Origin of the sequence: Hyphococcus sp. (assembly GCF_041986965.1) — a bacterium.
GTDB lineage: Bacteria > Pseudomonadota > Alphaproteobacteria > Caulobacterales > Parvularculaceae > Hyphococcus.
This window is the reverse complement of sequence record NZ_JBHIXB010000001.1, coordinates 1,589,290-1,612,391: the sequence shown is the minus strand read 5'-3', so window position 1 is coordinate 1,612,391 and position 23,102 is coordinate 1,589,290. Positions and strand designations below refer to the sequence as shown.

Here is a 23,102-nt window from a genome sequence, read left to right as displayed (position 1 = left end):
CAGCGTCAACGCGCCTTCCTTTGCGTATCTTACTCTTCTTCAAGGGCGCGGCGCAAACGCCGCAGGATCACATTCCGGGCGCGCTCATCCGCCGCGTCTTCCAGCGCTTCGCGAATATCAAGGGAAAGCTTGGCCAGATCATTGTGCCAGTCGAGATTAACGACCCCCGCCTGCCCCAGACGCCGGGGGCCGGCGCGCATAGCGACGCCTTTCCTGCCGAGTAGATCGACCTCGTCATCGAGCTGCGGAATAATAACCCGATCTTTTTCAAAACCGCGGGCGACCAGACGCTCTTGCAGCGCATTAAGCCCTTCCTCTTCGCCATGCGTTAAAAATACGCCCCGTGTCACGGGCTGGCGCGCCATCATCCAGTCAACAAGGCCGTTGGCGTCCACATGTCCGGAATAAACATCTATGGACTGAATATGCGCCTTCACGCGAATTTCCTCGCCTTGAATGCGCACCGCTTTGGCGCCCGCTTCAAGAATGGCGCCCAGCGTGCCCGGCGCCTGATAGCCTGTCATCAAGATTGTGTTCTTCTCATTCCACAGCCGGCGTTTCAGGTGGTGACGAATCCGGCCGGCTTCGCACATGCCGCTGGCGGCGATGATAATGACGCCGTTTTCGTAATTGTTGATAGCTTTGCTTTCATCGACAGTGCGCGTGAAGTGAAATGCAGGATTTTGAAAAAGCTGGCCATTCCGGCCGAGATCTTCAAGATCGCCCGCATGACGCTGGAACGCTTCCGTCGCCTTGATGGCCAGAGGCGAATCCAGAAATACGATCCGTTCTTCGATGTCGCCGTTCTTCATCAACATGCTGAGGTCGGCGAGAAGTTCCTGTGTGCGCTCGACGCTGAAAGCGGGAATAACGAGAACGCCGTCGCGCGCCATCGCCTTGCGCACAATATCGGCCAGCACCTTGCGCCGCGCATCGGGCTTCAGGACCGGGCGCTCGCGCGCGCCATAGGTCGATTCGCAGATCACATAGTCGAGATTGCTTGGACCGTCAGGATCAGGATGGAACAGTTTATGATCGGGCCCGATATCGCCGGAAAATAAAAGCCGCATGATGCGCGCATCATCTTCGCCCGTTTCGATTTCCACTTCGATTGACGCAGAGCCGAGAATGTGACCGGCGTTCCAGAAACGCGCCCGCACCCCCGGCCCCGGTTCAAACCAGCGTTGATACTCTCTGGCGATAATTTCTCCCGCGGCGGCGGCGCCCTGTTCGCTGGTGTAAATCGGTTCAACCGCCTTTCGCCCGCGTTGCGCATTGCGGCGATTGAGATAGCCGACCTCCATTTCCTGTATGTAGCCGCTGTCCGGCAGCATGAATTGCAAAAGATCTTTCGTTCCTTCCGTCGCATAGACCTCGCCGTCAAAGCCATTGCACATCAGTTTCGGCAGCAATCCACTATGATCGATATGCGCGTGGGTGAGCAGTACGAAATCCGCATCATGGGTTGGAAATGGAAAGTCGCCGTAATTGAGTTCCTTCAGGGTTTTCGATCCCTGAAACATGCCGCAGTCGATGATAAAGGCGCCTTTTTCATGTTCTATCCAATAGCAGGAGCCTGTCACCGTCCCGGCGGCGCCGCAAAACTTCATACGCATGCTCATTACGCCTCATCCTTTTCCACTATCGCGGCCAGCAGCGGTGAAATTTCTATTGCATTCGTCTCATGCGCAACCGTGTCCGTAGACCGGATCGACGCGATGCCCGCCTCCAGCATGCGTTTTTCATCGGCTTTATTAAATAGCGCATGCACGACAAGCGCATCGATGCGCGCAGCGCCATAGCGCTTGAGAAGCGAGGCCGCAGCTGAAAGCGTCGCGCCTGTGGAAACGATATCGTCCACAAGGTAAACATGTTTTCCGGCGATGTTTTCCGTTTCCTGCGCCAAAATAGAGACGTCACGGTCGCCGCTGCGATGTTTTGCAAGGATCATGAAAGCCGCCCCGGCCGCAGCGGCGACGGACGATGTCCAGCTTTGCGATTCGGCGTCAGGTCCGACAACAAGTATGTCAGCGGCGACCTCTCCGTCGCGCCGGATCAGCGCCGCCAACAACTCGGCAGCCGGCAAAGCCGAACTTTCAATGCCCGGCATAATGGCTGTCAGTGTTTTGGTGCGATGAAGATGCGGCTCCACGGTAATCACACGATCGAACCATTGCGCCAGCAGCGCACCGATAAACCGTTGTGCGACCGCTTCGCCCGGATGAAAGGCTTTGTCCTGGCGCATATAACAAAGATAAGGCGCAATCAGCACAAGCCTTTTCGCGCCCGCCTCCCTCAGCGCGGAGGCCGCCAGCCCAAGATCAACCAGCTTCCCGTTCGGATCGTTGAGTGAACAATACAAAAACACTGTTTCCGCCGCAGCAGGCGCCCGCACAAGACTTTCCCCGTCCGGGAATTTATGGACGCCGATTTCGGCGAGCGGAAGGCCGGTTTCCGCCTCAAGTCTGCGGGCCGGTTCAATATCCTCCGGCATCGCCGCAATCAGGCGCTTCATCATTCCTTTATGCTCCCGCGCACGGCGGCGCCGTTCACGGTGACGCCGGAATCTTCATGCGCCATCGCCTTGGCGAATTCAAAGTCGGACGCAAAACAGGAATGAATGCGATAAAGCGGCTCGCCCTGTTTTACGGAATCGCCAATCTTCCTGAACAGATCGATGCCAGCGCCCTTATCCATCGGCGCGCCTGCAAGGCGTGCAATACGCGCCAGACGGAAACAATCCATGGCGGCGACAATACCGTCATGGGTGGCGACAATCTCCGCCGCCAGCTCGCCCGCGCAGGCAGGTGACGCAGCACGCCCCTGCGCCTCGATGATGCGCTCCATGGCGGCGAGCGCTTTTCCGGAATCCAGCAATTCCTGCGCTCGCACCCGCCCGGCGCCGCCGCGAAGCGCCGGATCGAAATCGAGCACATGCCCCGCAAGCAACAGCGATCGCGCGCGCAAATCCGCCGGCGCATCCGGCTCATTTTTCAAGACCGCCATCACATCCCGCGCTTCCAGCACCGGGCCAACGCCGCGGCCAACAGGCTGGGCCCCATCCGTAAAGACAACATCGATCACAAGCCCGATTTCCGCGCTGACATATTCCATGAGTTTGCGCAGGCGCACCGCGTCGCCTTGTGACCTGACCTTCGCCGTCGGTCCAACCGGAATATCGAGCACAATATGCGTCGATCCCGCAGCCAGTTTTTTCGACAGGATCGACGCGACCATTTGTTCGCGCGTATCAATCGCGAGGGGTCGCTCCACCGTAATCAGCACATCGTCAGCAGGCGACAGATTGACATGCCCGCCCCAGGCGAGACAGGCGTTCTCGCGATCCACAACGCGCTTCATGTCCTCAATGGAAAGCGCCACATTAGCGAGCACTTCCATCGTGTCGGCTGTGCCGCTGGGCGATGTGATGGCGCGCGAAGAGGTTTTCGGCATTTTCAACCCATGCGCCGCAACAATAGGGGCCACGATCATCGACGTGCGATTGCCCGGAATGCCGCCGATACAATGTTTATCGACGATCAGCGGCGCGCCCCATTTGATCTCTGCCCCGCTTTCCGCCATCGCCCGCGTTGTCGCCAGCAATTCGTCCGTTGTCGTAAAACTTGCTGATGCGATCAGATAGGCGGCAATCTCCATAGGCGAATAACGGTGCGCGGCGATGTCCGAGATAATCGCCCCGATGTCTTCTGCGCTCATCACTTCGCCGCCGATCTTGCGGCGCACGGCATCGAGACTGCGCGGCGGCGTTGCTTGCGCAATCTGCACTTTCGCGCCTTCCGCGAGGCCGAGCCTTCGAAACGCCGGCGCCCCGACGCCAAGCTCATCGGGGGCTGTAATTGCGTGATCATCGGTGACGACAAGCGTCGCGAGAAGTTTTTTGGGCCCGGCGTTGACCTCAATCTTTTTCAGCGCCCGGAATTCTTCCGGGCGGTAAACGGTGCATTGGCGGGACAGAAAGACGGTATTTTCCGGCTCTGTATCAATCGCAACGCGCTTTATTTTGAGATAATCAGTCTGCGCGGCCATTTTGTCTGCTCCGGGCTAATCACTGAGCCTGATTCTGGCGATATCATTTATCGCCGGTCATCCGCAATCAGGCTATGTGTCACTCTTGCTCTATCGGAGGCCGCGACGGCTTTCATCAAAGTACTGGAGACTGCTTTCCAGAAATTGATCTGGTGCAACCGATTATCAAAAAGAGGCCACCTTAAGCGTCTCACTACCGGTCGTCAGCGCGTAATCCGCTTACGCATCCAGCAACGGCCCAGCCGCGCCACGGCGCGCCTTGCCAATGACGTTGATTGGTGCTGCTATTCGCCCGTACAGGCGCTAACTTTGGTTAGGCGCCCGCCCCTGTCGGAAGCAGATAGCGCCGGTCCCGAGGATGACAGACTCTCACGCCGCCATGATCGATCAGGATCACCTGCGCGAGATGATCGAGGTCATCAGCGGGGAGCTGGAGCTGCGCCCGCTATTGACCATTATCGTCCAGAAAGCCTGCGAGCTCCTGCACGCAGACCGGGGATCCATCGGCCTCGTCGTTCCCGATGAAGGCATTGTCAGGATCGAAGCGGTCTACCGCATGCCGAAGGAAGAACTCGGCTCGATCTCTCAACCGGATGAAGGTCTCGCCGGCAGCGTCTACGCCCGTTGTGAGCCGGTGTTGCTCGAAACCTATGGGTCGCTCAAAACGCCAAAGCTGCGCGGGATGGATGAAGATAGCGTCATCGGTATGCCGATCATGTGGCGCGGCGATATTATCGGGACCTTCGGCATCGGCGCCGCTCCGCCCAAACGGTTCGGCGACAATGACATCCGGATGCTCGGCATATTCGCGCGGCACGCCGCCATCGCCATTCACAACGCCCGTTCCTATCAAAGGGAAAAACATTATGCGGGGATGAAAGAGCGGCAACGTCTCGCCCGCGACCTTCACGATAATGTCAGTCAACTGATCTTTTCCCTGTCTCTGGTCGCCCAATCCATCGGCGCCGGATATGAGCGCAGCAAGGAGGAAGGCGACGCCCGCACTTCCCGTCTCCTCGATATCGCCAGCCTCGCCCAGCGCGAGATGAAGGCGCTCCTGTTTGAGCTGCGCGGCCCGCCCGATGACGACAATTCGCTCGCCGCCTACGCCCGCGCCAACGGGCTCGCCAAAGCACTGGCCCGCCATTGCGGCCTCACGGCGAATGAATACGCCACTGTCTCCATCGACGTGGATGACAACCGCCTCGACCAGGATCAGACCGAGGCGCTTTTGCGCATCGCGCAGGAAAGCGTGGCCAACGCCATCCGCCATGGAAAAGCCGATAACATCTTCATATCGTTGGAATATCAGGAAAATGACCTGACTTTTCGCGTGCTTGATGACGGCCGCGGCATGGCGGCCGGGCGCCCGGAAGAAAGCGCCTCGACACAGATTGGTCTTGCCAGCATGCGCGCGCGCGCCGCCCGCCTTGGCGGTGAGCTCCATGTCGCCAATCGCACCCCCCGTGGCCTCGGCGTTGAGGTTCGCCTCCCCCTCGCTTAAAAGACTGCCGAGGGAGAAGGCCAGATGACGGAACGCGCCGCCATACGCCTCATGATCGTCGACGACCATCCCATCGTCCGGGAGGGGCTGCGCACGCTATTGAGCGACGAGCCCGGCATCGAGATTGTCGGTGAAGCTGGTGACGCCGAGGAAGGCGAGCGACTCGCCGCATCCTTGAACCCTGACGTCATTTTGATGGATGTCGCCCTGCCAGGCCGCAGCGGCATTGAAGCGGCGGCGGCAATTCGCAAAAAAGGATTATCGTCACGGGTGATCTTGTTGACGAGCGCGCTTGGCGATGACCTGAAACTTCAAGAGGCCATCGACGCTGAAGTTATGGGCTATTTGCTGAAAGACGTCTCTCGCGGCGAATTGGTCTGGTCCATTGAAAGCGCTCATCGCGGCGCGCCGGTTTTCCATCCCGCCGTTCAAAAACAACTTTTGCGTCGCGCCACCGGCGAACGGTTGCCCCATGAAAAGCTGACGCCGCGCGAACTCGATATCCTGAAAGCCATCGCCAACGGTAAGAGTAACAAGGTCATCGCTTACGACTTCAATCTGACGGAAGGCACAGTGAAGGGATATGTGAGCGTGGTCCTGTCAAAGCTCGGCGTCGCGGATCGGACGCAAGCGGCGCTTTACGCCGTCAAAAATCAACTTGTCGACCAATAAAAGCGCGCCCGCCCCCCCAAAAAACATTTGCGCTAGTAACAAAACAGGCTCTTCCCGCTGGGAAAAGCCTGTTTGAAACGCAGCAAGCAAAGTCTTTTAAATGGCTCGCCTAACTGGGGCCCCTTAATTGAGACCCGGCAGGAAGAAGCTTTGCGAGACGACCTGCGACGTGACATTGCTCACACGTCTTAAGTTCATGGCGAAATCGTAATTCGTCACCTGAACGTTCATGATCCTCTCCTGAGAAATGAACACGTTGTTGCGCGAATTATTGATGACGGTGGTGAGCCCGTTCGCTTCAATGCCCCGAAGGCCTTGCGGCTCAGGCACATCTTTCAACGTTGCCGCCATGTTCGCCTTTGTTGCTGGCGGGGTCTGTGCGGCGCTGGCCGGAGGCGGTGCGCTCGCAACTGAGGTCGGCTGCTGCTGTTGTTGCGACTGCTGTGGTTGCGGCTGAGTTGGCGCCGGCGCCGGAGGAGTTGACGCGACCGTAATAGCGGGCTCTTGCGGAGCTGGCGGCGTCCCGACCGTATTTTGCGCTGACTGTTGCGGCGGGGGAGAAGCAGGCGCTGGCGCAGGGTTTGAAACCGTCGGCGCAGGGCTTGGCGCATTCGTCACAGTATTTGTCGTCTCGACAGGCGAAGGAGCCGGCGCTGGCGCCGGTTGCGGCGTTACAGTCACAGCAGGCGCCGATGGCGCAGGAGCCTGTTGCTGGGGCGACGGCGCGCTGGAGGATGACGGCGGCGTCGCGGGCACAGCCGGCGCAGGAGGCGGCGCCGATTGCTGCTGTGTGGGAGGAGGAGGAGCCGCAGGCGGCGGCGTTGCTTGTGCAACATTCTGAGGCGCAGGAGGGAGCGTATTGTTCTGATTGGCGTTGTTGTTATTGCTGTTGCCATTTCCGCCAAATGGTCCGCCATTGCCACCGAATGGGCCGCCATTTTGTCCGAACGGACCTCCATTTTGACCGAAAGGTCCGCCGTTAGATCCAAAAGGACCGCCGCTGGACCCGAAGGGACCATTGGGCAAAGGATTGACAGTCGGCGGCAAGACCTGAACGCCGATATTGAAGTCCAGGCCGCCGAAGCTGAATCCGCCGCGCGCTTCGCCAAGCTCATTCACCGACATCGGCTGTTCATCGAGCTCAAGCAGCCCTGCTGAGAAAAGATCATCCGGCTCGCTGGCGGCCGCCGCGCTGATCGAAATCAGGCTTGCTGCGCCCATGATGCTGGCGGATTTCACGAATAACATTACCGAACCTCCACAACAGTATTGATCGTGAATCCGGAGAAGGACGGACGGGTCTGGTTCAGATAGAGCGACTGAAGCGGCTCATCATCACGCGCCCGGTCGTGCGGCGCCGAAGGCGCAAGGCGCCAGTCGGCAATCTGATTGAAACTTTGCTTACCGCGCACAACATCTGAACGAATGAACAAAATCGTTCCATCCCACCGTTGCTCAAACATGTTACGCGGCAACGATACAACTCCTGCAGACGGGTCGCCGATCAATACGACCTCGTCCGTTATGCCTTTAATGACGACGAAATGTTTGTATCCGCGCACATCGACAAGCGCGATGCCGGGAACGCCAATCTCCTGAACCCGGTCGAGACTTAAAACAAAGCCGTCGGCTTTCAGGTCAAGGCTTTCAAGGTAACGCTTCATTTCCAGAAGCGAGAAGCCAAGTTCGCGAATGCGGGCCTGGTCGCCAACATCCCACATGGCCTTGAACGCGTCGGTCTCCGACGTTTCCCGGCCGTAATGATAAGTCAGTAGAGTCGCCAGCGCCGCAGAGCCGCAGCTGAAATCATATTCCTGCTTGACGACCGTCGTGTATTTGCGTTCCGCCATGCTGACGACGGGAACGCGCGCCGAAGCGCCGCCGACAAAAAGGTCGATATCGCCCGCATGCGCGCCGGTAGAGCCGAAAAAGGAAAGAGCAATCGCAATCGCCGCCCCGGCGCTGAAGCGCCGTCCGCCGCTATTAATGCGATCAAAGAAGCTCATTTTTCCCCCAAAGTCTCTAACGCTACTGCCCTGCGCCTTGCAGGAAAATGTTCAAGTTGACGACGCTCTGCATCACAACGCCGGTCCCGGTGTTGTTGAACACGGTGGTGATGCCGCTGTTGTCGGAAACAACGTTGTTCGACACGTTGCCGCTGGTGGAATTGTTGGCGTTAACGTTGTTAACGCTGCCATTGTTCTCCGCGATATTGACGCCGAGATTGGCGATGTCGATCGCCGTCTGAGAGCCGCCCGAAGCCGTCGCCATGGTCGCGTCATCAAGCGCGCTCACACCGGCCAACGAGGCGACTTCATCAAAAACATCTAGCATTTCTTCGGCGGCAACTGGCGCGTAAGCGTCAAGTTGAGCCTCTTTCTGTACATCAGAAAGTTCGGGGTTCGATGCGATCAGCACCGGCGTGATAATGAAACCCCACGCACTCATACCCATTGTTTATCTTCCCCCTGACACAACTTCCCGGCGCCTTTCGAAAGTCATTTCGCGTCTTATGCGAAGGCCGGAAAGTTGATGTCTGTAATCTAACACTGTTTTCAAGATCGAATAGTTATCTTTTATTAAGGCAGACGCTGCAGGGAAAACTCCCTGCAGCGCCCAAGGCTCGCGTGCTTAGTTAGGCACGTTGACCGTACCAACGTTGACGTTCTGCGAGTTCGAGAAGCTGCCAACACCGGTGTTGTTGTTGTTGATCGTCAGACCACGGTTGCTCGACATGGACTGGTTGTCGATGTTGCCAGTCGTAAGCGAACCGTCGAACGACGGCGTACCGAAGTTCACGTTGCTGACGGAAGCTGAAAGCTCGTTCGCGTTCAGCTGGACGTCGCCGATCGTGAGCTCCAGCGTCGTGTTGTAGGAGTCATTGATCGAGTTGTCGGAGTTGTCCGAAGCATCGACGTCAACATCAACATCGACATCGACCGAATTATCGGAGTTGTCGACATCGACCGAGCCGCTGTCGTTAGCGACGGCGGAACCGCCATCGGCCATGTTGTTGTCGGAGTTGTCGGAGTTGTCCGAATTGTCCGAGTTGTCGGAGTTGTCCGAGTTGTCAACGCTGACAGAACCGCTGTCGTTAGCGACGGCGGAGCCGTTGTCGGCGTCGTTGTTGTCGGAGTTGTCCGAGTTGTCGCTCGCCGAAATGGCGATCGAACCGTCATTGGCCGACGCGCCCTGGTCACCAGACTGTGCATTGTCGCTGGCGTCAACATCCAGGTTGCCCGAATCGTTGATCGAGTTGTCGGAGTTGTCGGAGTTGTCAGAATTGTCCGAGTTGTCCGAATTGTCGATCGACGAACCGTTGTTGGCCGAACCATTGTCAGCCGACGAGTTGTCGTTGCCGGAATCGGTGACGTCAAGATCGAGGACATCGCTGTCTTCACCCGTGAAGGCGTCAACAGAGTTGTCCGAGTTATCGGAGTTGTCGGAATTGTCCGAGTTGTCCGAGTTGTCGTTCGCGGTTACGGCGATAGAGCCGTCATTTGCCGCGGAAGACTGGTTATCGGCGCCGACATTGTCCGAATTGTCGGAGTTGTCGTTGCCGGAATTGTCGACATCAAGAACGTCGTTATCGGAACCGTCGCCCGAGAACGCGTCAACTGAATTGTCGGAGTTGTCGGAATTGTCCGAATTGTCGTTGAACGAATCCGTCGTGTCGACGTCGAGCACGTCACTGTCGTCGCCCGTGAAGGCGTCAGTGTCGGTCGAGTTGTCCGAGTTGTCGTTACCGGAATTGTCAACGTCGAGCACGTCGCTGTCATCACCCGTGAAGGCGTCAACAGAGTTGTCAGAGTTGTCCGAGTTGTCCGAGCTGTCGTTGCCGTTGTCCTGGACATCGATGTCATTCACGTCGTTGTCAGAACCATCGCCCGAGAACGCGTCAAAGTCGGCATTGCCCGAATCATTGATCGAGTTGTCCGAATTGTCGGAGTTGTCCGAGTTGTCGTTGCCGGAATTGTCAACGTCGAGAACGTCGCTGTCATCGCCGGTGAACGCGTCGGTGTCCGTCGAATTGTCGGAGTTATCCGAGTTGTCCGAGCTGTCGTTGCCGTTGTTATAGATGTCGGCGTCGAGCACGTCATTGTCGGAACCGTCGCCCGAGAACGCATCAGTGTCGGTCGAGTTGTCCGAATTGTCGTTGCCGGAGTTGTCAACGTCGAGCACGTCGCTGTCATCACCCGTGAAGGCGTCGACAGAGTTGTCGGAATTGTCAGAGTTATCCGAATTGTCCGAGTTGTCCGAGCTGTCATTGCCGTTGTCCTGGACATCGATGTCGTTGATGTCGCTGTCCGAGCCGGTGAAGGCGTCGAGATCGGCATTGCCGGAATCGTTCACGGAGTTGTCGGAATTGTCCGAATTGTCCGAGCTGTCGTTGCCGTTGTCATAGATGTCGGCGTCGATGACGTCGCTGTCGTCGCCCGTGAAGGCGTCGGCATCAGTCGAATTGTCGGAATTGTCGGAGTTATCCGAATTGTCCGAGTTGTCCGAGCTGTCATTGCCGGAATTGTCGACATCGAGAGCGTCGTTGTCGGAACCGTCGCCCGAGAACGCGTCGAGATCGGCGTTGCCGGAATCGTTCACGGAGTTGTCGGAATTATCCGAGCTGTCGTTGTCGTTACCGTTGTTGCTGAGGATATCAGCGTCAACAACATCGTCGTCCGTGGACTGGTTGCCGTCGCCGCTTTCCTGAGCGCCGGTGCCGGACTCAGTCGGTTGGGCCCAGGCGGCGCCCGCAGAAGCGAGCAGCGCAGAGGCCGCAATCGTTGTCAAAAGCTTAAGTTTCACTTGATCGTCTCCCACTATGGTTTCACTGCAAAGCGACCCTCGCACCCCTCCCCAATCTCTCTTTGGGAAAGCCACGGTGATCGCTATTGGGAGCTTGTCCCCCCCAACGCCCACTTCTTTTGCAATCGCTGTGCCAAATCGGGTCGGAGCCGCGAAAAACTTCTTTAACAATCTGTAAATGCTGGATGTTCTTTGTTACGAAACGGAAAGAAAGCGGGAATGCTGCGCTGCAAAAATGTGTTCAGATGCTGATCGAAATGCACAGCCGGTTGCGCATTCCCCGTCCCGCCATGTTGCGGACGCCGCGCTCGGATAACCGGCGGCTGGTCCCTTAAATTCATGGCCCCGGAATTGCTCGACAAGCCATCATTGATGATCTTCAATATGCGCTAACGCAGCGTCCGCCGCCGCTGTCGTTTGGGAAAGTCGGTTGGGGGAACAAGTGAACGTCACAACAAATCGGCGCCAAAAGGAAACGTCATGAACCGGTTTCTACCGGCGCTGGCGCTTGTCGCGGCCGTAGCCGCCCTGCTTTTCCTTGAAACGTCGCGTTATTCAGAAATCCGGCGCCTGCGCGACCGCACCGACACGCTTGAGCAGGAAGTGCGCGCCGCCGGTGAAAAAGCCGACGCCGCCCTTTCCGCCGTTATCGCACCGGATACGCTCGCCCATGCGACAGGCTCCGTTTATCTCATTGTCGTCAATGGCGCATCGCGCGGCACTGCGTTCGTCATCGACCGGGAGCGCGGTCTTCTCGCGGCGGCGGCGCACACCGCAAACTCGCTGCCGCTCGACGAGCCGGAGGCCAGCGTTTATCTCCTGAACCGCGCGTCGGGCGCAAAAATCCCCGTTGTCTCGCGGCGCCTTCACGCCGGCTATGGCGCGTTTCGCGCGCTGGTCGAGGATCACCAGCCGATCCGCCCTTATTCCTCCGTTTATGAGCCGAAAACAGCGCCTTTGCGCGATCTCGCCTTTGACGCTGCGCTGCTCACTGTTGATCCCATTGATCCGGAAACCGGCGAGAACAGGCTCGGCCCTGATCTTCCCATTGCGCCGGAAGAGACGCTGCTCGCGCTGGAGTCCGGAACGCCGATCGCCGTTATCGGCTATCCTTACGATACGCTTGATGATGGCTTTGCGCCTGACGCTGCAACCCCGCGCGTGGAGCGCGGCGTGATCGCCGCCATTACGCCGCCGCTCGATTCGGCTGCGGAAAAGCCGGACCCCGCGATCGCCAATCTGATCATCCACCGTCTCGCCACCGCGGGCGGCAATAGCGGCAGTCCCATTCTCAACGCAGCGGGCGAAGTGATCGGCATTCACACGCACGGCATCGAATCAAAAAGTTCGAACGCCGACGGCGCCGCGCAACGCGCCGAAGTGCTTTACGATCTCATATCCGAGACGCGCGAACAGGGGCGCCTGGATGACCTTTTCCTGCCAGCGTGGAAACGCCTGCTTGATCACTGGACGCGTGCGGAAGTGGCCCTGCCATGGTCTTTCTACATGGAGTACGCCCGCCCCGGCGAAAAACCGGCGCCGACCGTCGGCGCACTGGCGTCCACCGCCGCGCCGCCTTTCGCGCGCAGCATTGAAACCCTGGAATTCGAACCCGCAGCGCAAACGCGCCGTGTCGAAGCGCCTGAATTATCGGCCGCACTCACCGCGCCGGACGGCGTCGAGACCGGCGCACGCAGCTTCATGATTCGCGAAGAAGGCGAATATGCCGAGTTCTGGCGCACGGTGGACCGCCGCAGCGAACATGTGCTGTTCGCGTTCGATTACTCCTTGCGCTCACGCACAGGCTTTTGCCCGCTGACATCTTACTGGCGCAAAAAAGGCGATGAGCGGCTCCGGGCGGCCCGCGGGCGCGCCTCCTTCGAATTGCACTTGCCGGCCCTGCCGCAAGGGGGCGTCGAAGATTATCAGGTGCTGATCCGCCGCTCTCCAAAATGCGACCCGGTGAGCATGGAGTTTCTGGCCGGCGCGATCAGCTGGCCCGGCGGCGATGACACTGGCGCGCAAACCGTCGCCTATTCGACAGCTCAAGACGAGGAACGCCAGAATACGGCGACGAGCCGTCGCCCGGGCGCGGTTGCCGGCGCCAACGCGGCCTGGCGGCGCTTCCGCGACTGCAGGCTGAAACCCCGCAGCGCACGGCCGGACTATTGTCTTCCGCCGGAATATATTGAGCTCGACGACGCTGCGGACGGCGAATAAAGGCGCAAGTCCGTGTTTCTTTCGCGCTAAAGGCGAATTTTAGCGGGCCTCATGAATATTTCCCACCACGCAGCCGAATTCAGTTGATTCCTGCCGCGGGTGGTCTAGCTTAGCCGGCACAGCACGTTCTGCTGTCGTGTGGGAGATATAGGCCAAGCTCTTGGGAGAGGGACTGGCTGCAAAAGTGGGCGCCGTCTTCGGTGGGAAGACGACAGCGTCTATATGCGCATCAATTCCATAAGACTGAAGAACGTCCTACGCAGCTTTGGGGGAAGCGAATGGATGATCAAGAGTACGACGGCGCAAGCCGTTCGTCTGCCTACGACCAACCTTATACGCCAAGCGCGTATTCGCAGGAAACCTATATTCCTTCGAATGCAGTACGGCGTTCGGAAAGATCCCCGGCCAAGAGATCGCCGGAATCAGTTCCATCTAATCTGATCCAGCTCCGACAAGAGCCTCGCGTCAAATCGCGCACGATCCTGCCGCCGCCGGAGATTATCGGCTCCAGCAGCAAGGCCGTCCGGCTTCGTGAAGAGATCGAAATCTACGCCGATGACGACGCGCCGGTGCTGATCACCGGTGAGACCGGCGTCGGCAAGGAGCTTGTAGCGCGCCATCTGCATCTCGGCGGATCACGCGCAAAGGGCGCCTTCTCGCCGCTTAACGCCGGCGCCATGCCAGAAACTCTCGCCGCATCGGAATTATTCGGTCATGTGAAAGGCGCCTTTACCGGCTCGGTCGCCGAGCGCGAAGGCGCAATCGCGCTGGCGAATGGCGGCGTGCTTTTCCTTGATGAAATCGGCGACATGCCGCTCTCCGTTCAGACCCACCTCTTGCGGGTGCTCGAAGACGGCATGGTGACAAAACTTGGCGGCAAGACGCCTGAAAAAATCGACTTCCGTCTGATTTCCGCCACCAACGTCAATCTTCAGGAGAATGTCTGCGCCGGAAAATTCCGGCCTGACCTCTTCTACCGTATCAATGTTTTGATCATCGATGTGCCGCCCTTGCGTGAACGCGGCGATGACATGATTGAAATCGCGGAGCGGATGATCGCCAGCCACGGCGACGAACGGAACCGGAAATTACGGTTAACGCCGAAAGCCGCAGACCGTCTCAAATCCTACCGCTTCCCGGGTAATGTCCGCGAATTGCGCAATGTCCTGTTGCGGGCCATGCCTTATGCGCGGCGGGAAAAAGGCAAGATTTTGCCGGGACATCTGCGCTTCGATTTTGAGCATGCGGCGACAACGACGACGTCTTTCGCCGTCGAAGACGCCACCGCGCTGATGAACCGCTATATGCTGTTGAAAGCGCTGAACGCCGCGGACGGCAACATCGCCAAGGCCGTCACCCTTTCGGGCCGGTCACGCGGAACCTTTAACACTTTGAAGAAAAGTCTCGAAGGCGAGGATTTTGCATCGGCCTACCGGTCGGTTTGCGCCGAAGTGAAAGCCTTGTTGAACGATTGCTAAGAACCCCAGGGGGAAGCCTACATGAAACCGCACCTGCTACGCTGTTGCGCCGCAGCCGTTCTCGCCACCGCGTTAACCAACACCGCCTATGCGGAACAGGATCCGGCCGTCACGGACACGCCGGCCGGCAGCGACACGGCGATGATGCCGAAGCCCACGATCGAAGAAGACCTTGTCTATCTGAAAGACATCGTGGCGCTGCAAACCCTGCGTCTTGACGAAGCCGAAGAGTTGATCGCCAGACAGGCCGCCCTGATCGATGCGCAGGCGAAACAGATCAATGCGTTGAGCCAAACAGTCACCGCCATGAATGACGGCGCGGCGCCGCGATACGCTTCCGCCACATCAGATTATCGGGTGAGAAGCGGCGATACGCTCAGCTCTATTGCACGCCGCAACAACACGACCGTGCGCGCCATCGCCGAAGCCAACAATCTGCGCCCGCCCTATCCGCTTCGCGCCGGCGCGACGCTGACGCTGCCGGGCCAGCCGGCGCCGATGCAGGTTGCGCAGGCAGACGCCACCCCCCAACCCGCAGCGCCGACCCAGAAAGCGCAGCCTAAAACCTCGAACGCGCCGCAAGCCGCGGCGTCATCGCCGCGCACACAAACCGCCTCTGCATCTGCACCCTCTTCCAGCGGCGCGCAGCCGACGCGAGTCGCGGCCAATGATACAAAGCCGAAACCCCAGGACGATCCGAAACGCGATGGCTCCTTGCCGACGGAGGTGGGCGTCAGACCCGAAGATGAGGACGAACGGCCTTATCTCGCGATTTTCTCTGACATTGGCGGCATCCTGACGCCGCGCGGCACCATGTATGTGGAGCCGGCGATTGACTACACCGTCGCGTCCGACAACCGGTTCTTCTTCCAGGGCATTGAAATTGTCGACGCGGTGCTGATCGGCGCCATCGAGGCGACCGACACCGACCGCCGCGCCGTCACCGAAAGTCTTTCCGTGAAATACGGCATCACCAGCCGTTTTGAAATTGACGCCCGCGTGCCTTACGTATCGCGCACCGACCGCATTTCCGGCGTCGCGATCGACGACGCCACGACAACCGTTCGCGATCTCAGCGGCAGCGGCCTCGGCGATATTGATTTCGGGCTCCACTACCAGCTCAACAACGGAACGAAATGGCCTTACGCCATCGCCAATCTGCGCGTGAAAGCGCCGACGGGCACGGGGCCGTTTGATGTTGCGCGCAATACAGACAATGGCGTTGAAACAGATCTGGCGACCGGTTCAGGCTTCTGGACCATCGAGCCGAGCATGACCTTCATTCTGTCGAGCGATCCCGCCTCGCTCTACGCGAATTTCGGCTACCAGTATAATATGCCGACATCCCCGAACGAAGTTCTTGTTGATACCGAATCAGGGGTTATGCCGGCGCCCGGCAATGACAGCTTCGTTCTTTCCGACGTGGCGCCCCGGCGGTCAACATTGCTCGAATATGATCCGGGCGACGCGATCCGCACCAGTATCGGCGTCGGCCTGTCGCTGAACGAACGCCTGTCCATGAACTTCGGCTACGATCAGAGCTTCTTCCTGAGATCGAGCAACGAGTTTGAAAACATCTTCCGCAACCAGATCTTCCAGGTTGCGACAAGCACGGCTGAGAATCCGGATTATGACCCTGCCGGCGATCCTGTGCCGGCGCTCGATCCACAATCCAGAACGCCGATTCCGCTCATGATCGGCGATCAGCTCGTCTTTGGCCCGGCGCAAACAAATCTTATCTTTTCAGAATCACCGGCGACGACCGTGGGCTCCTTCCTGTTTGGCGGGTCCTACGCGGTCAACAGCCGCCTGCGCATCAATCTCAGCGGCGCCATCGGCGTCACAGAAGAAGCGCCGGATGCGCGCATCTCGCTCCGGGCGCAATATCGCCTGTTCGACTAAGCAAAAAATTATCCGAACGAAAAAGGCGGGGCCACGAGGTCCCGCCTTTTTTATTGCCGATTTTATTGCTGGCCGCCGGCGAAGCTGACAAGCGCGGCGATGCGTTTTTCAATCGGCGGGTGGGTGGCGAAGACGCCCGCAAAGGGTTGCGTATTCTCCACCATCATCTGCTGAACGTCATTCGGCGCATCGATGCGGCTATGTCCCGATATCTTTTTCAACGCCGAAATCATGGCGTCCGGATTGCGGGTCAGTTCCGCAGCGCCTGCATCCGCCAGATATTCGCGTTTTTGCGACAGGGAAAACCGGATCACCAGCGCCAGAAGATAGGCGATCACGATCATCGCAATGGCGATGAGAATGAGCACGCCGCCGCCGCGGCTATCGCCGCTTCGGGACCGCGTATGCCCGCCAACGCGAACGCCGCGATAAAACATATTGCGGAAAACAAGCTCGCCAAAGAAAGAAAAAACACCAACGAAAATCACGGCGATAATCAGCAGCCGCACATCTTTATTCATGATGTGGGTGAGCTCATGGGCGAGCACCGCCTCTAGCTCATCCTTGTCGAGCGTCTCGATCAACCCGCGCGTCACCGTCACCTTGTAGCTTTTCTCGGTCAGTCCGCTGGCGAAGGCGTTGAGCGCATCGGTTTCGATAATATTGAGCCTCGGCATGGTGAGGCCGCGCGAGACGCAGAGATTTTCCAGAAGATTGTAAAGTTCAGGCGCTTCCTTGCGCGTCAGACCGCGCGCGCCGACAGACGCTTCGATCATTTTCTGATAGGAAAAGAACGCAATCACAAACCAGAGCCCGGCGCCGAGAAGCGCGAACGGCCAGAGACGGCTCATGTGATCGGCGGCAAGAACCATCCCCTCGCCGATACTGTTGATCGGCTCCACAAGCCCGACATAGCCGACGGACAGACCATAGATCAGCAACAGGAGGAGCACCGGAAACCCCGCCAGCAGGAAGACGGATTTCAGATTGTTGTTCCAGATATGGGTTTGCAGGCCGAAGGCGCCCACCGCGTCACTCCTCCCCGAAAATGAAATGCGCAGCGGTGGCCGCATGAAGGCCCGTCGTATCAAAGACGGGAATATCGCAGTGCTCCTGCCCGAGGATCATGCAAAGCTCCGTACAGCCGAGAATGACGCCGTCAGGCTTGATGCGGTCGATGATCGCCAACAATTCCTTGCGCGAAGAATCGTACACATTGCCGAGCACCAATTCGTCGAGAATGATGCGGCCCACTTCGGCTTGCTCTTTTTCAGCCGGAACCAGAACCTCGCCATCATAGCGCCTGGCGAGCTCATTGCGGTAATGCGCCTCACCCATGACGACAGGCGTGCCGAGCAGCAATGGCCGGCGGGTCTTTCTCGTCTTCAATTCGCCAGCCAGCACATCGAGCATGTGAATGAGCGGAAGATCGACGGCGGCGCCGACGGCGTCAGCGGCCACATGCGTTGTGTTCGAGCAGATGACAAGCCCATCAACGCCCGCAGCTTCAAGATGTTTGGCGCCCTTCACCACTTCAGCGCTGAAGGCGTCCCAGTCGCGATTGTCGTAATGCTCGACCATGACGCCGTAATCGAGCGCATACAGCATTACATTCGCCGAATGGAGCGGCCCCAGACGCGTGCGCGCCGCCTCGGTCAACAGTCGATAATAAATCGCCGTCGCTTCGGGGCTGACACCACCGATGAGCCCGAGAAGTCTCATGATGCGCCTCCCGCCAATCCTGGCTGCGCAGGCCGCATCATGGCGAGCAGCGGCGGCGCACCGTCAGGCAATGGCAGCGGCGCGATAACTTCAAAGCCGAGCCGTTCATAAAGCGGCGTGTTTTTCGGATTGGAGTTTTCAAGATAGGCGGGCGCCCCGTCTTTTTCCGCGCGTTTTAACCCCTCGCGAATGAGCCGTCCGCCGAGCCCGTTGCCCTGGGCGCTGTTTCGGACGCCCACAGCGAAAAGATAGTAATGGGGCTCGTGAGGATGATGCCGGGCGAGCACTGCCGCCGTTTTCTGCGCGCGCCGGATTGAAGCCGGTCCATGATGCAGCAGGGCCGCAGCGGCAATGCGCAATTCGTTCGCCATGGGCAGCTTGATCTCCACGCCTTTGGGCAGCCACAGCGTCGCCGCCCAATCTCCTGAACTGCCGCCCGCCAGATGTCCGAAACCGTCTTTCAGATAGACGCCGCGCGCAAGCTCGCGAAAGACCGTGCGGAACGCCCCTGCGCCGCCAAAGGTCCAGTTCATCACCGGATCCCCGGCGAACGCCTCTGCAAGGATGTCGGCGATGAGGTCAGCATCGCCTCGCTCCGCGGCGCGGATTGCACAGTCCCGCCGCGCCCCGTCCATGCGCTCTAGAATTTCACTTCCGGCGCCGCCTCGATCTGGCCGCGGCTTCCTTCGGGGATTTCGAAATATTCCTTGGATCCGAACCCGCCCATGGGCGCCACGAGATTGCCCGGAATCTGCTGGATCGCCGTGTTGTATTCCTGAACCGCGTTGTTGAAGAAGCGGCGTGCGGCGGCGATCTTGTTTTCAACGTCGGAAAGCTCGCGCTGCAACTCCATGAAGTTGGTGTTGGCTTTCAGGTCCGGATAGGCTTCTGCGAGGGCGAAAAGCTTGCCCAAGGCGGCGCCAAGAACGCCTTCCGCGGCGCCTTGCGCTGCGGGCCCATGCGCGGCTTGCGCGGCGTTGCGCGCCTGGATCACAGCATCAAGCGTATCTTTTTCATGCGTCGCGTATCCCTTCACCGTCTCGACGAGATTAGGGATCAGGTCATGGCGCTGGCGCAACTGCACGTCGACATCGGCGAAAGCCTGCTCCGTGCGCTGAGAAAGCGCGACGATGCGGTTATAGATGCCGATAATGAAGACGGCGAGAACGACGATAAGGCCAATGAGAATGAGAATGCCGGACATGCGGTCTCCTTTAGCGTGGGCGCGCGAAGCAATATGGGGCGCAAGCCCCTGATATATAGGGCGCTTGCCGATCCCCCGCAATGTTTGCGGCGTTATTGCGCCGTGATGCCGCCGTCAATCTTGAACTCGGAAGCCGTGATATAGCGCGACTCGTCAGAGGCGAGATAAAGGACGCAATATCCCACATCCTCCGGCTCTGCGAGACGCTGCCAGGGGATCTGTTGCACCAGGCGCTTCTCGCCCTCATCGCCGCCGCCGCCCATGGCGATCAGCGGATCGATGATCGGCGTTCTGGTGAACACGGGGTGTACGGAATTGCTGCGAATGTCATAACCCGACCTTGCGCAATGAAGCGCAATCGATTTCGACATCATCCACACCGCCGCTTTCGCCGTGTTGTAGGCGAGCATGTTGCCGTCGGCGATCATGCCGGCGACGGACGAGATATTGATGATAGAACCCGGCTGGGAGTCTTTCAGATAAGGCATCGCCTCTTGCGTGCCCATGAAAATCGAATCGACGTCAATCGCCTGCGTCCGGCGCCAATCTTCGTCTGTTGCGGTTTCAATATTGCCGAACGTGCCGATGCCGGCGTTATTGATAAGCGTGTCGACGCCGCCCATGGCGCCGGCGGCGGCTTTAAGCGCGGATTTCCATTCGTCGCGGCTGGTTACGTCATGGCGGGCCGCAGCCGCGGCGCCCGGATGTTTTTCGTTGATCTTGGCGGCGGTCGCCTCAGCCCCCTCGCTATTCACATCAGTGATGAAAACTTTCGCGCCTTCGTCGGCGAGCATGCGCGCAAAACAGGCGCCGAGCCCCTGCGCACCGCCCGTGATAAACGCCTTTTTACCGCTGACCCGTCCCATGAACCGTCTCCTCTTGATCTCTTGCGCGGCAGCTTATCCCAGTTGGGATGGAAACGAAGGCGCTTTAGCAGTTGCCGGCGCTATGCGGGCGGCGTCATGCCGCAATGCACAGCGCCCTCGCCGGCATTAGTTCATAGCGTGGAGGCGTTGCGCATGATGAAGACACCCCACCGGAAAGGCGTCAGCAAGGGCATTGATTGGCGGTTGACCAGATTTTTGCTCTCACATCTCGCCCTTGGCGCGGTGAGCGGATGGATCTTTGTGGGCGCGCTTTTCTATTTCAATGTCGGCGGCCTTGGCGATCTGATCGCCGATCCGGTTTCAGGCCCGCTCGCCGCCGTCATGCTGTTGATCGTGGTGACAATCACCTGGGGCTCCGCCGCCATGGGCACGGCGGTTTTTCTTCTCCCGCGCGATGAAGAGGATGAAGACAAAGGCGGAGGACGCCGGGCGGGACATTCACTTCTGGCGCCAGCGCTGCAGCCCGCGCCCGTGAGCGTCAAAACGCGCCGCCGGTAAAACGCCTACTTGGCGCCGGATGTCAGAAGATAAAGACCGAGACCGCCATAAACGCTCGCTGAAATTGCTTTCATGCGGTTCTGGGCTGTGGGCGATTCAACAAGCCTGCGCCGCAACGCCCCGGCCGCCAAAGCCACCAGGATCAGGACGCTGGTTCCGGTAAAACTGAAAAGCGCGCCAAGCGTCATGATCTGAAGCCAGACGGCGCCTGTTTCCGGATTTGCAAAACCGGGCAGAAAAGCGAGAAAGAAAAGCCCGACCTTTGGATTAAAAAGATTTGTAAACGCGCCGGCGCGGAAAGATTGCAAGGGGCTCGCCCGGCCCTCCGCCCCGATGGGCGCAGGCTTTTCGACAATCGTGCGAACCGCCAGATAAAGAAGATAAAGACCGCCGACAATCCGGATCAGTGTCAGCGCATGCTCAGACGCCGCAAGCATGGCGGCCAGTCCCACCGCCGTCGCCAATGTCCAGCCAAGCGCGCCGGCGCCGACGCCGATCGCGGCGGCGATGCCTGCGCGTGCGCCGCCGCGCGCCGTTGAGGCGAGCGTGAAGGCCATGTCCGGCCCTGGCGTGATATTGAGGAGAAGCGCGCCGCCGAGAAAAAGTGCAAACGGCGCTGCTTCCATCATGTCACACCACCGCTATGTCAGGCTTATTCGCCGTTTTGAAGTTGTTTCACAGCTTCGGTCATCATCTCCTCCATATGGCGGCGGATCTGATGATCGGACTGGTTGACGCCCGCAGCGTCGAAATCGGCGCGCAGCTTGCGGAAAACGTCTTCATCGCCGGCTTCTTCAAAATCAGCCTTGATGACTTCCTTTGCGTACGCGTCGGCCTCGTCTCCGGTCTTGCCCATCAGCTCAGCGGCCCAGAGCCCCAGCAGCTTGTTGCGCCGGGCCTCAGCCTTGAAGCGAAGCTCCGCGTCATGGGCGAATTTGTTTTCGAATTTGTCCTTGCGGTCGTCGAAGGTCGTCATCGGGGCAAAACTCCAGATCGTCAGCAAAATCAGGTCGGCGGGCTGGCCGGTGACCGCGTCTTTATAGGCGACCGGGGCCCGGCGCAACGCGCCTTCCTAAAATGACGCAACGCGCCTGTGGAAAATGTAGCCCCAATGTAAGGGCTGAGGACTATCATTCAAAGGACAAGGAGCGTAAACCCCCGCTTCTCCCACCGCGCCAGCCGTGCTAGCGAAGCGGGAAGGCCAGCCTCTTGAGTCGGCTGGACCCGCCCCGAGCCGCTATTGCCGCGCCGGAAACATGGCGCGCAAGGCACTGAAAGGATTACGGAAATGGCCCGCCGCAAGCAGATCTACGAAGGCAAGGCGAAAATCCTGTTCGAGGGCCCGGAGCCAGGCACGATCATCCAGTATTTCAAGGATGACGCAACGGCGTTCAATAACCAGAAAAAAGCGGTGCTGGAGGGCAAGGGCGTCCTCAATAACCGCATTTCCGAATTCATCATGATGGGGCTGGAGCGCATCGGCGTTCCCACCCATTTCATCAAGCGCCTCAATATGCGCGAGCAGCTGGTCCGCCATGTGGAGATTGTGCCGCTGGAAGTCGTCGTCCGCAATTACGCCGCCGGCTCGATTTCCAAGCGCCTCGGGATTGAGGACGGCGTCGCCCTGCCCCGCTCGGTGATCGAATTCTATTTCAAGAATGACGATCTCGGCGACCCGCTGGTTTCCGAAGAACACATCACCGCCTTCAACTGGGCCAACCCCCAGGAAATCGACGACATGATGGCCCTGGCGCTCAGGGTGAACGACTTCCTGTCCGGGCTCTTCGCCGGGGTCGGCATCAAGCTCGTCGATTTCAAGATCGAATTCGGCCGCCAGTATGAAGGCGATATGATGCGCCTCATTGTCGCCGACGAGATCAGCCCGGACTCGTGCCGTTTGTGGGACATGGAAACCGGGCATATCATGGACAAGGACCGTTTCCGCCAGGATCTTGGCGACGTCACCGACGCTTATCGCGAAGTCGCCCGGCGCCTCGGCGTCCTGCGCGAGGCGGAAAGCTCCGGTCAGAGCGGCCCCGTTCTGGTCAGCGACAACGAGAAATAAACGAAAATTAAGCTGGCGCTAAGATTCACCGGGCATGGTCCCGCAACGCGCCAGAAGGCGCTCGTCTATCCAGCCTCAAGGAACTGTGCGGGTTTGAACG

The 23,102-nt window shown here is 59.0% G+C and carries 21 protein-coding genes; 7 read left to right on the top strand and 14 right to left on the bottom strand.

The features are described 5' to 3' along the window. Positions 1-29: 29 nt before the first annotated feature. From ACFC5L_RS08100 to ACFC5L_RS08090, 3 genes are read right to left on the bottom strand one after another with little or no spacing between them, the layout of a single operon-like run. Positions 30-1,622, bottom strand: a complete 1,593-nt coding sequence (locus ACFC5L_RS08100; RefSeq protein ID WP_375204257.1) for an MBL fold metallo-hydrolase — start codon at positions 1,620-1,622, stop codon at positions 30-32. Next, positions 1,622-2,518 (bottom strand): ribose-phosphate diphosphokinase, encoded by an 897-nt coding sequence (locus ACFC5L_RS08095; protein ID WP_375204258.1) that lies wholly within the window; start codon positions 2,516-2,518, stop codon positions 1,622-1,624. The genes ACFC5L_RS08100 and ACFC5L_RS08095 overlap by 1 nt, the downstream gene beginning before the upstream one ends. Beyond that, a complete protein-coding gene (locus ACFC5L_RS08090) occupies positions 2,515-4,047 on the bottom strand; it encodes a thymidine phosphorylase family protein (protein WP_375204259.1) in 1,533 nt (510 codons plus the stop codon). The genes ACFC5L_RS08095 and ACFC5L_RS08090 overlap by 4 nt, the downstream gene beginning before the upstream one ends. Before the next feature lie 358 nt (positions 4,048-4,405). Here ACFC5L_RS08090 and ACFC5L_RS08085 point away from each other — a divergent pair, with 358 nt between their 5' ends. Further along, complete coding sequence (locus tag ACFC5L_RS08085) at positions 4,406-5,551, top strand: GAF domain-containing sensor histidine kinase (RefSeq protein ID WP_375204260.1); 1,146 nt, start codon at positions 4,406-4,408, stop codon at positions 5,549-5,551. Between the two features lie 24 nt (positions 5,552-5,575). After that, positions 5,576-6,223 (top strand): response regulator, encoded by a 648-nt coding sequence (locus ACFC5L_RS08080; protein ID WP_375204261.1) that lies wholly within the window; start codon positions 5,576-5,578, stop codon positions 6,221-6,223. Positions 6,224-6,346: 123 nt separating this feature from the next. Here the strand turns inward: ACFC5L_RS08080 and ACFC5L_RS08075 are convergent, their stop codons facing one another. The 4 genes from ACFC5L_RS08075 to ACFC5L_RS08060 all read right to left on the bottom strand — a co-directional run bounded on the left by ACFC5L_RS08075 (position 6,347) and on the right by ACFC5L_RS08060 (position 11,026). Further along, positions 6,347-7,471, bottom strand: coding sequence for a hypothetical protein (locus tag ACFC5L_RS08075; RefSeq protein ID WP_375204262.1), 1,125 nt, complete (start codon positions 7,469-7,471; stop codon positions 6,347-6,349). Then, the gene (locus ACFC5L_RS08070) at positions 7,471-8,229 is read right to left on the bottom strand and encodes a C39 family peptidase (protein WP_375204263.1); all 759 of its coding nucleotides are present in this window, start codon (positions 8,227-8,229) and stop codon (positions 7,471-7,473) included. Before ACFC5L_RS08070 ends, ACFC5L_RS08075 begins: the two co-directional genes overlap by 1 nt. Positions 8,230-8,251: 22 nt before the next feature. Continuing rightward, a complete protein-coding gene (locus ACFC5L_RS08065; RefSeq protein WP_375204264.1) occupies positions 8,252-8,671 on the bottom strand; it encodes a hypothetical protein in 420 nt (139 codons plus the stop codon). Positions 8,672-8,854: 183 nt separating this feature from the next. Continuing rightward, entirely contained in the window at positions 8,855-11,026 is a 2,172-nt protein-coding gene (locus ACFC5L_RS08060) for a hypothetical protein (RefSeq protein ID WP_375204265.1), read from the bottom strand. Between the two features lie 480 nt (positions 11,027-11,506). On the opposite strand from ACFC5L_RS08060, the gene ACFC5L_RS08055 reads away from it, so the two are divergent. The 3 genes from ACFC5L_RS08055 (at position 11,507) to ACFC5L_RS08045 (ending at position 16,626) form a co-directional block, all read left to right on the top strand. Then, positions 11,507-13,246, top strand: a complete 1,740-nt coding sequence (locus tag ACFC5L_RS08055; protein ID WP_375204266.1) for a S1 family peptidase — start codon at positions 11,507-11,509, stop codon at positions 13,244-13,246. Between the two features lie 278 nt (positions 13,247-13,524). Then, positions 13,525-14,724: a sigma 54-interacting transcriptional regulator gene (locus tag ACFC5L_RS08050; RefSeq protein ID WP_375204267.1), complete on the top strand. Its 1,200-nt coding sequence runs from the start codon at positions 13,525-13,527 to the stop codon at positions 14,722-14,724. 21 nt (positions 14,725-14,745) lie between these two features. Next, complete coding sequence (locus ACFC5L_RS08045; RefSeq protein ID WP_375204268.1) at positions 14,746-16,626, top strand: LysM peptidoglycan-binding domain-containing protein; 1,881 nt, start codon at positions 14,746-14,748, stop codon at positions 16,624-16,626. A 62-nt stretch (positions 16,627-16,688) separates the two neighbouring features. Here ACFC5L_RS08045 and ACFC5L_RS08040 read toward each other — a convergent pair whose 3' ends face one another. The 5 genes from ACFC5L_RS08040 to ACFC5L_RS08020 all read right to left on the bottom strand — a co-directional run bounded on the left by ACFC5L_RS08040 (position 16,689) and on the right by ACFC5L_RS08020 (position 20,418). Continuing rightward, positions 16,689-17,654 (bottom strand): M48 family metallopeptidase, encoded by a 966-nt coding sequence (locus tag ACFC5L_RS08040; RefSeq protein ID WP_375204269.1) that lies wholly within the window; start codon positions 17,652-17,654, stop codon positions 16,689-16,691. A gap of 4 nt (positions 17,655-17,658) precedes the next feature. After that, positions 17,659-18,348, bottom strand: a complete 690-nt coding sequence (locus tag ACFC5L_RS08035; RefSeq protein WP_375204270.1) for an aspartate/glutamate racemase family protein — start codon at positions 18,346-18,348, stop codon at positions 17,659-17,661. Next, complete coding sequence (locus ACFC5L_RS08030) at positions 18,345-18,983, bottom strand: GNAT family N-acetyltransferase (protein ID WP_375204271.1); 639 nt, start codon at positions 18,981-18,983, stop codon at positions 18,345-18,347. The genes ACFC5L_RS08035 and ACFC5L_RS08030 overlap by 4 nt, the downstream gene beginning before the upstream one ends. A gap of 5 nt (positions 18,984-18,988) precedes the next feature. After that, on the bottom strand, positions 18,989-19,552 hold the full coding sequence (locus ACFC5L_RS08025; protein ID WP_375204272.1) for a LemA family protein: 564 nt from the start codon (positions 19,550-19,552) through the stop codon (positions 18,989-18,991). A 92-nt stretch (positions 19,553-19,644) separates the two neighbouring features. Beyond that, a complete protein-coding gene (locus ACFC5L_RS08020; protein ID WP_375204273.1) occupies positions 19,645-20,418 on the bottom strand; it encodes an SDR family oxidoreductase in 774 nt (257 codons plus the stop codon). A 153-nt stretch (positions 20,419-20,571) separates the two neighbouring features. Between ACFC5L_RS08020 and ACFC5L_RS08015 the strand changes: the two genes are divergently transcribed. Beyond that, positions 20,572-20,937 carry a hypothetical protein gene (locus ACFC5L_RS08015; protein ID WP_375204274.1) on the top strand — a complete coding sequence of 122 codons (366 nt, stop codon included), beginning with the start codon at positions 20,572-20,574 and terminating at the stop codon, positions 20,935-20,937. 5 nt (positions 20,938-20,942) lie between these two features. Here the strand turns inward: ACFC5L_RS08015 and ACFC5L_RS08010 are convergent, their stop codons facing one another. Together ACFC5L_RS08010 and ACFC5L_RS08005 are read right to left on the bottom strand one after the other, a co-directional pair. Then, positions 20,943-21,566, bottom strand: a complete 624-nt coding sequence (locus ACFC5L_RS08010) for a LysE family translocator (protein WP_375204275.1) — start codon at positions 21,564-21,566, stop codon at positions 20,943-20,945. Positions 21,567-21,589: 23 nt separating this feature from the next. After that, positions 21,590-21,913: a DUF1476 domain-containing protein gene (locus tag ACFC5L_RS08005; RefSeq protein WP_375204336.1), complete on the bottom strand. Its 324-nt coding sequence runs from the start codon at positions 21,911-21,913 to the stop codon at positions 21,590-21,592. 312 nt (positions 21,914-22,225) lie between these two features. Between ACFC5L_RS08005 and purC the strand changes: the two genes are divergently transcribed. Then, complete coding sequence (gene purC, locus ACFC5L_RS08000) at positions 22,226-23,002, top strand: phosphoribosylaminoimidazolesuccinocarboxamide synthase (protein ID WP_375204276.1); 777 nt, start codon at positions 22,226-22,228, stop codon at positions 23,000-23,002. The last annotated feature ends 100 nt before the right edge of the window (positions 23,003-23,102 follow it).

Bases quoted from the DNA above. Each gene is read 5' to 3' on its own strand.
- ACFC5L_RS08100 (WP_375204257.1), bottom strand. From the start codon at position 1,622: ATGAGCATGCGTATGAAGTTTTGCGGCGCCGCCGGGACGGTGACAGGC.
- ACFC5L_RS08095 (WP_375204258.1), bottom strand. From the start codon at position 2,518: ATGATGAAGCGCCTGATTGCGGCGATGCCGGAGGATATTGAACCGGCC.
- ACFC5L_RS08090 (WP_375204259.1), bottom strand. From the start codon at position 4,047: ATGGCCGCGCAGACTGATTATCTCAAAATAAAGCGCGTTGCGATTGAT.
- ACFC5L_RS08085 (WP_375204260.1), top strand. From the start codon at position 4,406: ATGACAGACTCTCACGCCGCCATGATCGATCAGGATCACCTGCGCGAG.
- ACFC5L_RS08080 (WP_375204261.1), top strand. From the start codon at position 5,576: ATGACGGAACGCGCCGCCATACGCCTCATGATCGTCGACGACCATCCC.
- ACFC5L_RS08075 (WP_375204262.1), bottom strand. From the start codon at position 7,471: ATGTTATTCGTGAAATCCGCCAGCATCATGGGCGCAGCAAGCCTGATT.
- ACFC5L_RS08070 (WP_375204263.1), bottom strand. From the start codon at position 8,229: ATGAGCTTCTTTGATCGCATTAATAGCGGCGGACGGCGCTTCAGCGCC.
- ACFC5L_RS08065 (WP_375204264.1), bottom strand. From the start codon at position 8,671: ATGAGTGCGTGGGGTTTCATTATCACGCCGGTGCTGATCGCATCGAAC.
- ACFC5L_RS08055 (WP_375204266.1), top strand. From the start codon at position 11,507: ATGAACCGGTTTCTACCGGCGCTGGCGCTTGTCGCGGCCGTAGCCGCC.
- ACFC5L_RS08050 (WP_375204267.1), top strand. From the start codon at position 13,525: ATGGATGATCAAGAGTACGACGGCGCAAGCCGTTCGTCTGCCTACGAC.
- ACFC5L_RS08045 (WP_375204268.1), top strand. From the start codon at position 14,746: ATGAAACCGCACCTGCTACGCTGTTGCGCCGCAGCCGTTCTCGCCACC.
- ACFC5L_RS08035 (WP_375204270.1), bottom strand. From the start codon at position 18,348: ATGAGACTTCTCGGGCTCATCGGTGGTGTCAGCCCCGAAGCGACGGCG.
- ACFC5L_RS08030 (WP_375204271.1), bottom strand. From the start codon at position 18,983: ATGGACGGGGCGCGGCGGGACTGTGCAATCCGCGCCGCGGAGCGAGGC.
- ACFC5L_RS08025 (WP_375204272.1), bottom strand. From the start codon at position 19,552: ATGTCCGGCATTCTCATTCTCATTGGCCTTATCGTCGTTCTCGCCGTC.
- ACFC5L_RS08020 (WP_375204273.1), bottom strand. From the start codon at position 20,418: ATGGGACGGGTCAGCGGTAAAAAGGCGTTTATCACGGGCGGTGCGCAG.
- ACFC5L_RS08015 (WP_375204274.1), top strand. From the start codon at position 20,572: ATGATGAAGACACCCCACCGGAAAGGCGTCAGCAAGGGCATTGATTGG.
- ACFC5L_RS08010 (WP_375204275.1), bottom strand. From the start codon at position 21,566: ATGATGGAAGCAGCGCCGTTTGCACTTTTTCTCGGCGGCGCGCTTCTC.
- ACFC5L_RS08005 (WP_375204336.1), bottom strand. From the start codon at position 21,913: ATGACGACCTTCGACGACCGCAAGGACAAATTCGAAAACAAATTCGCC.
- purC (WP_375204276.1), top strand. From the start codon at position 22,226: ATGGCCCGCCGCAAGCAGATCTACGAAGGCAAGGCGAAAATCCTGTTC.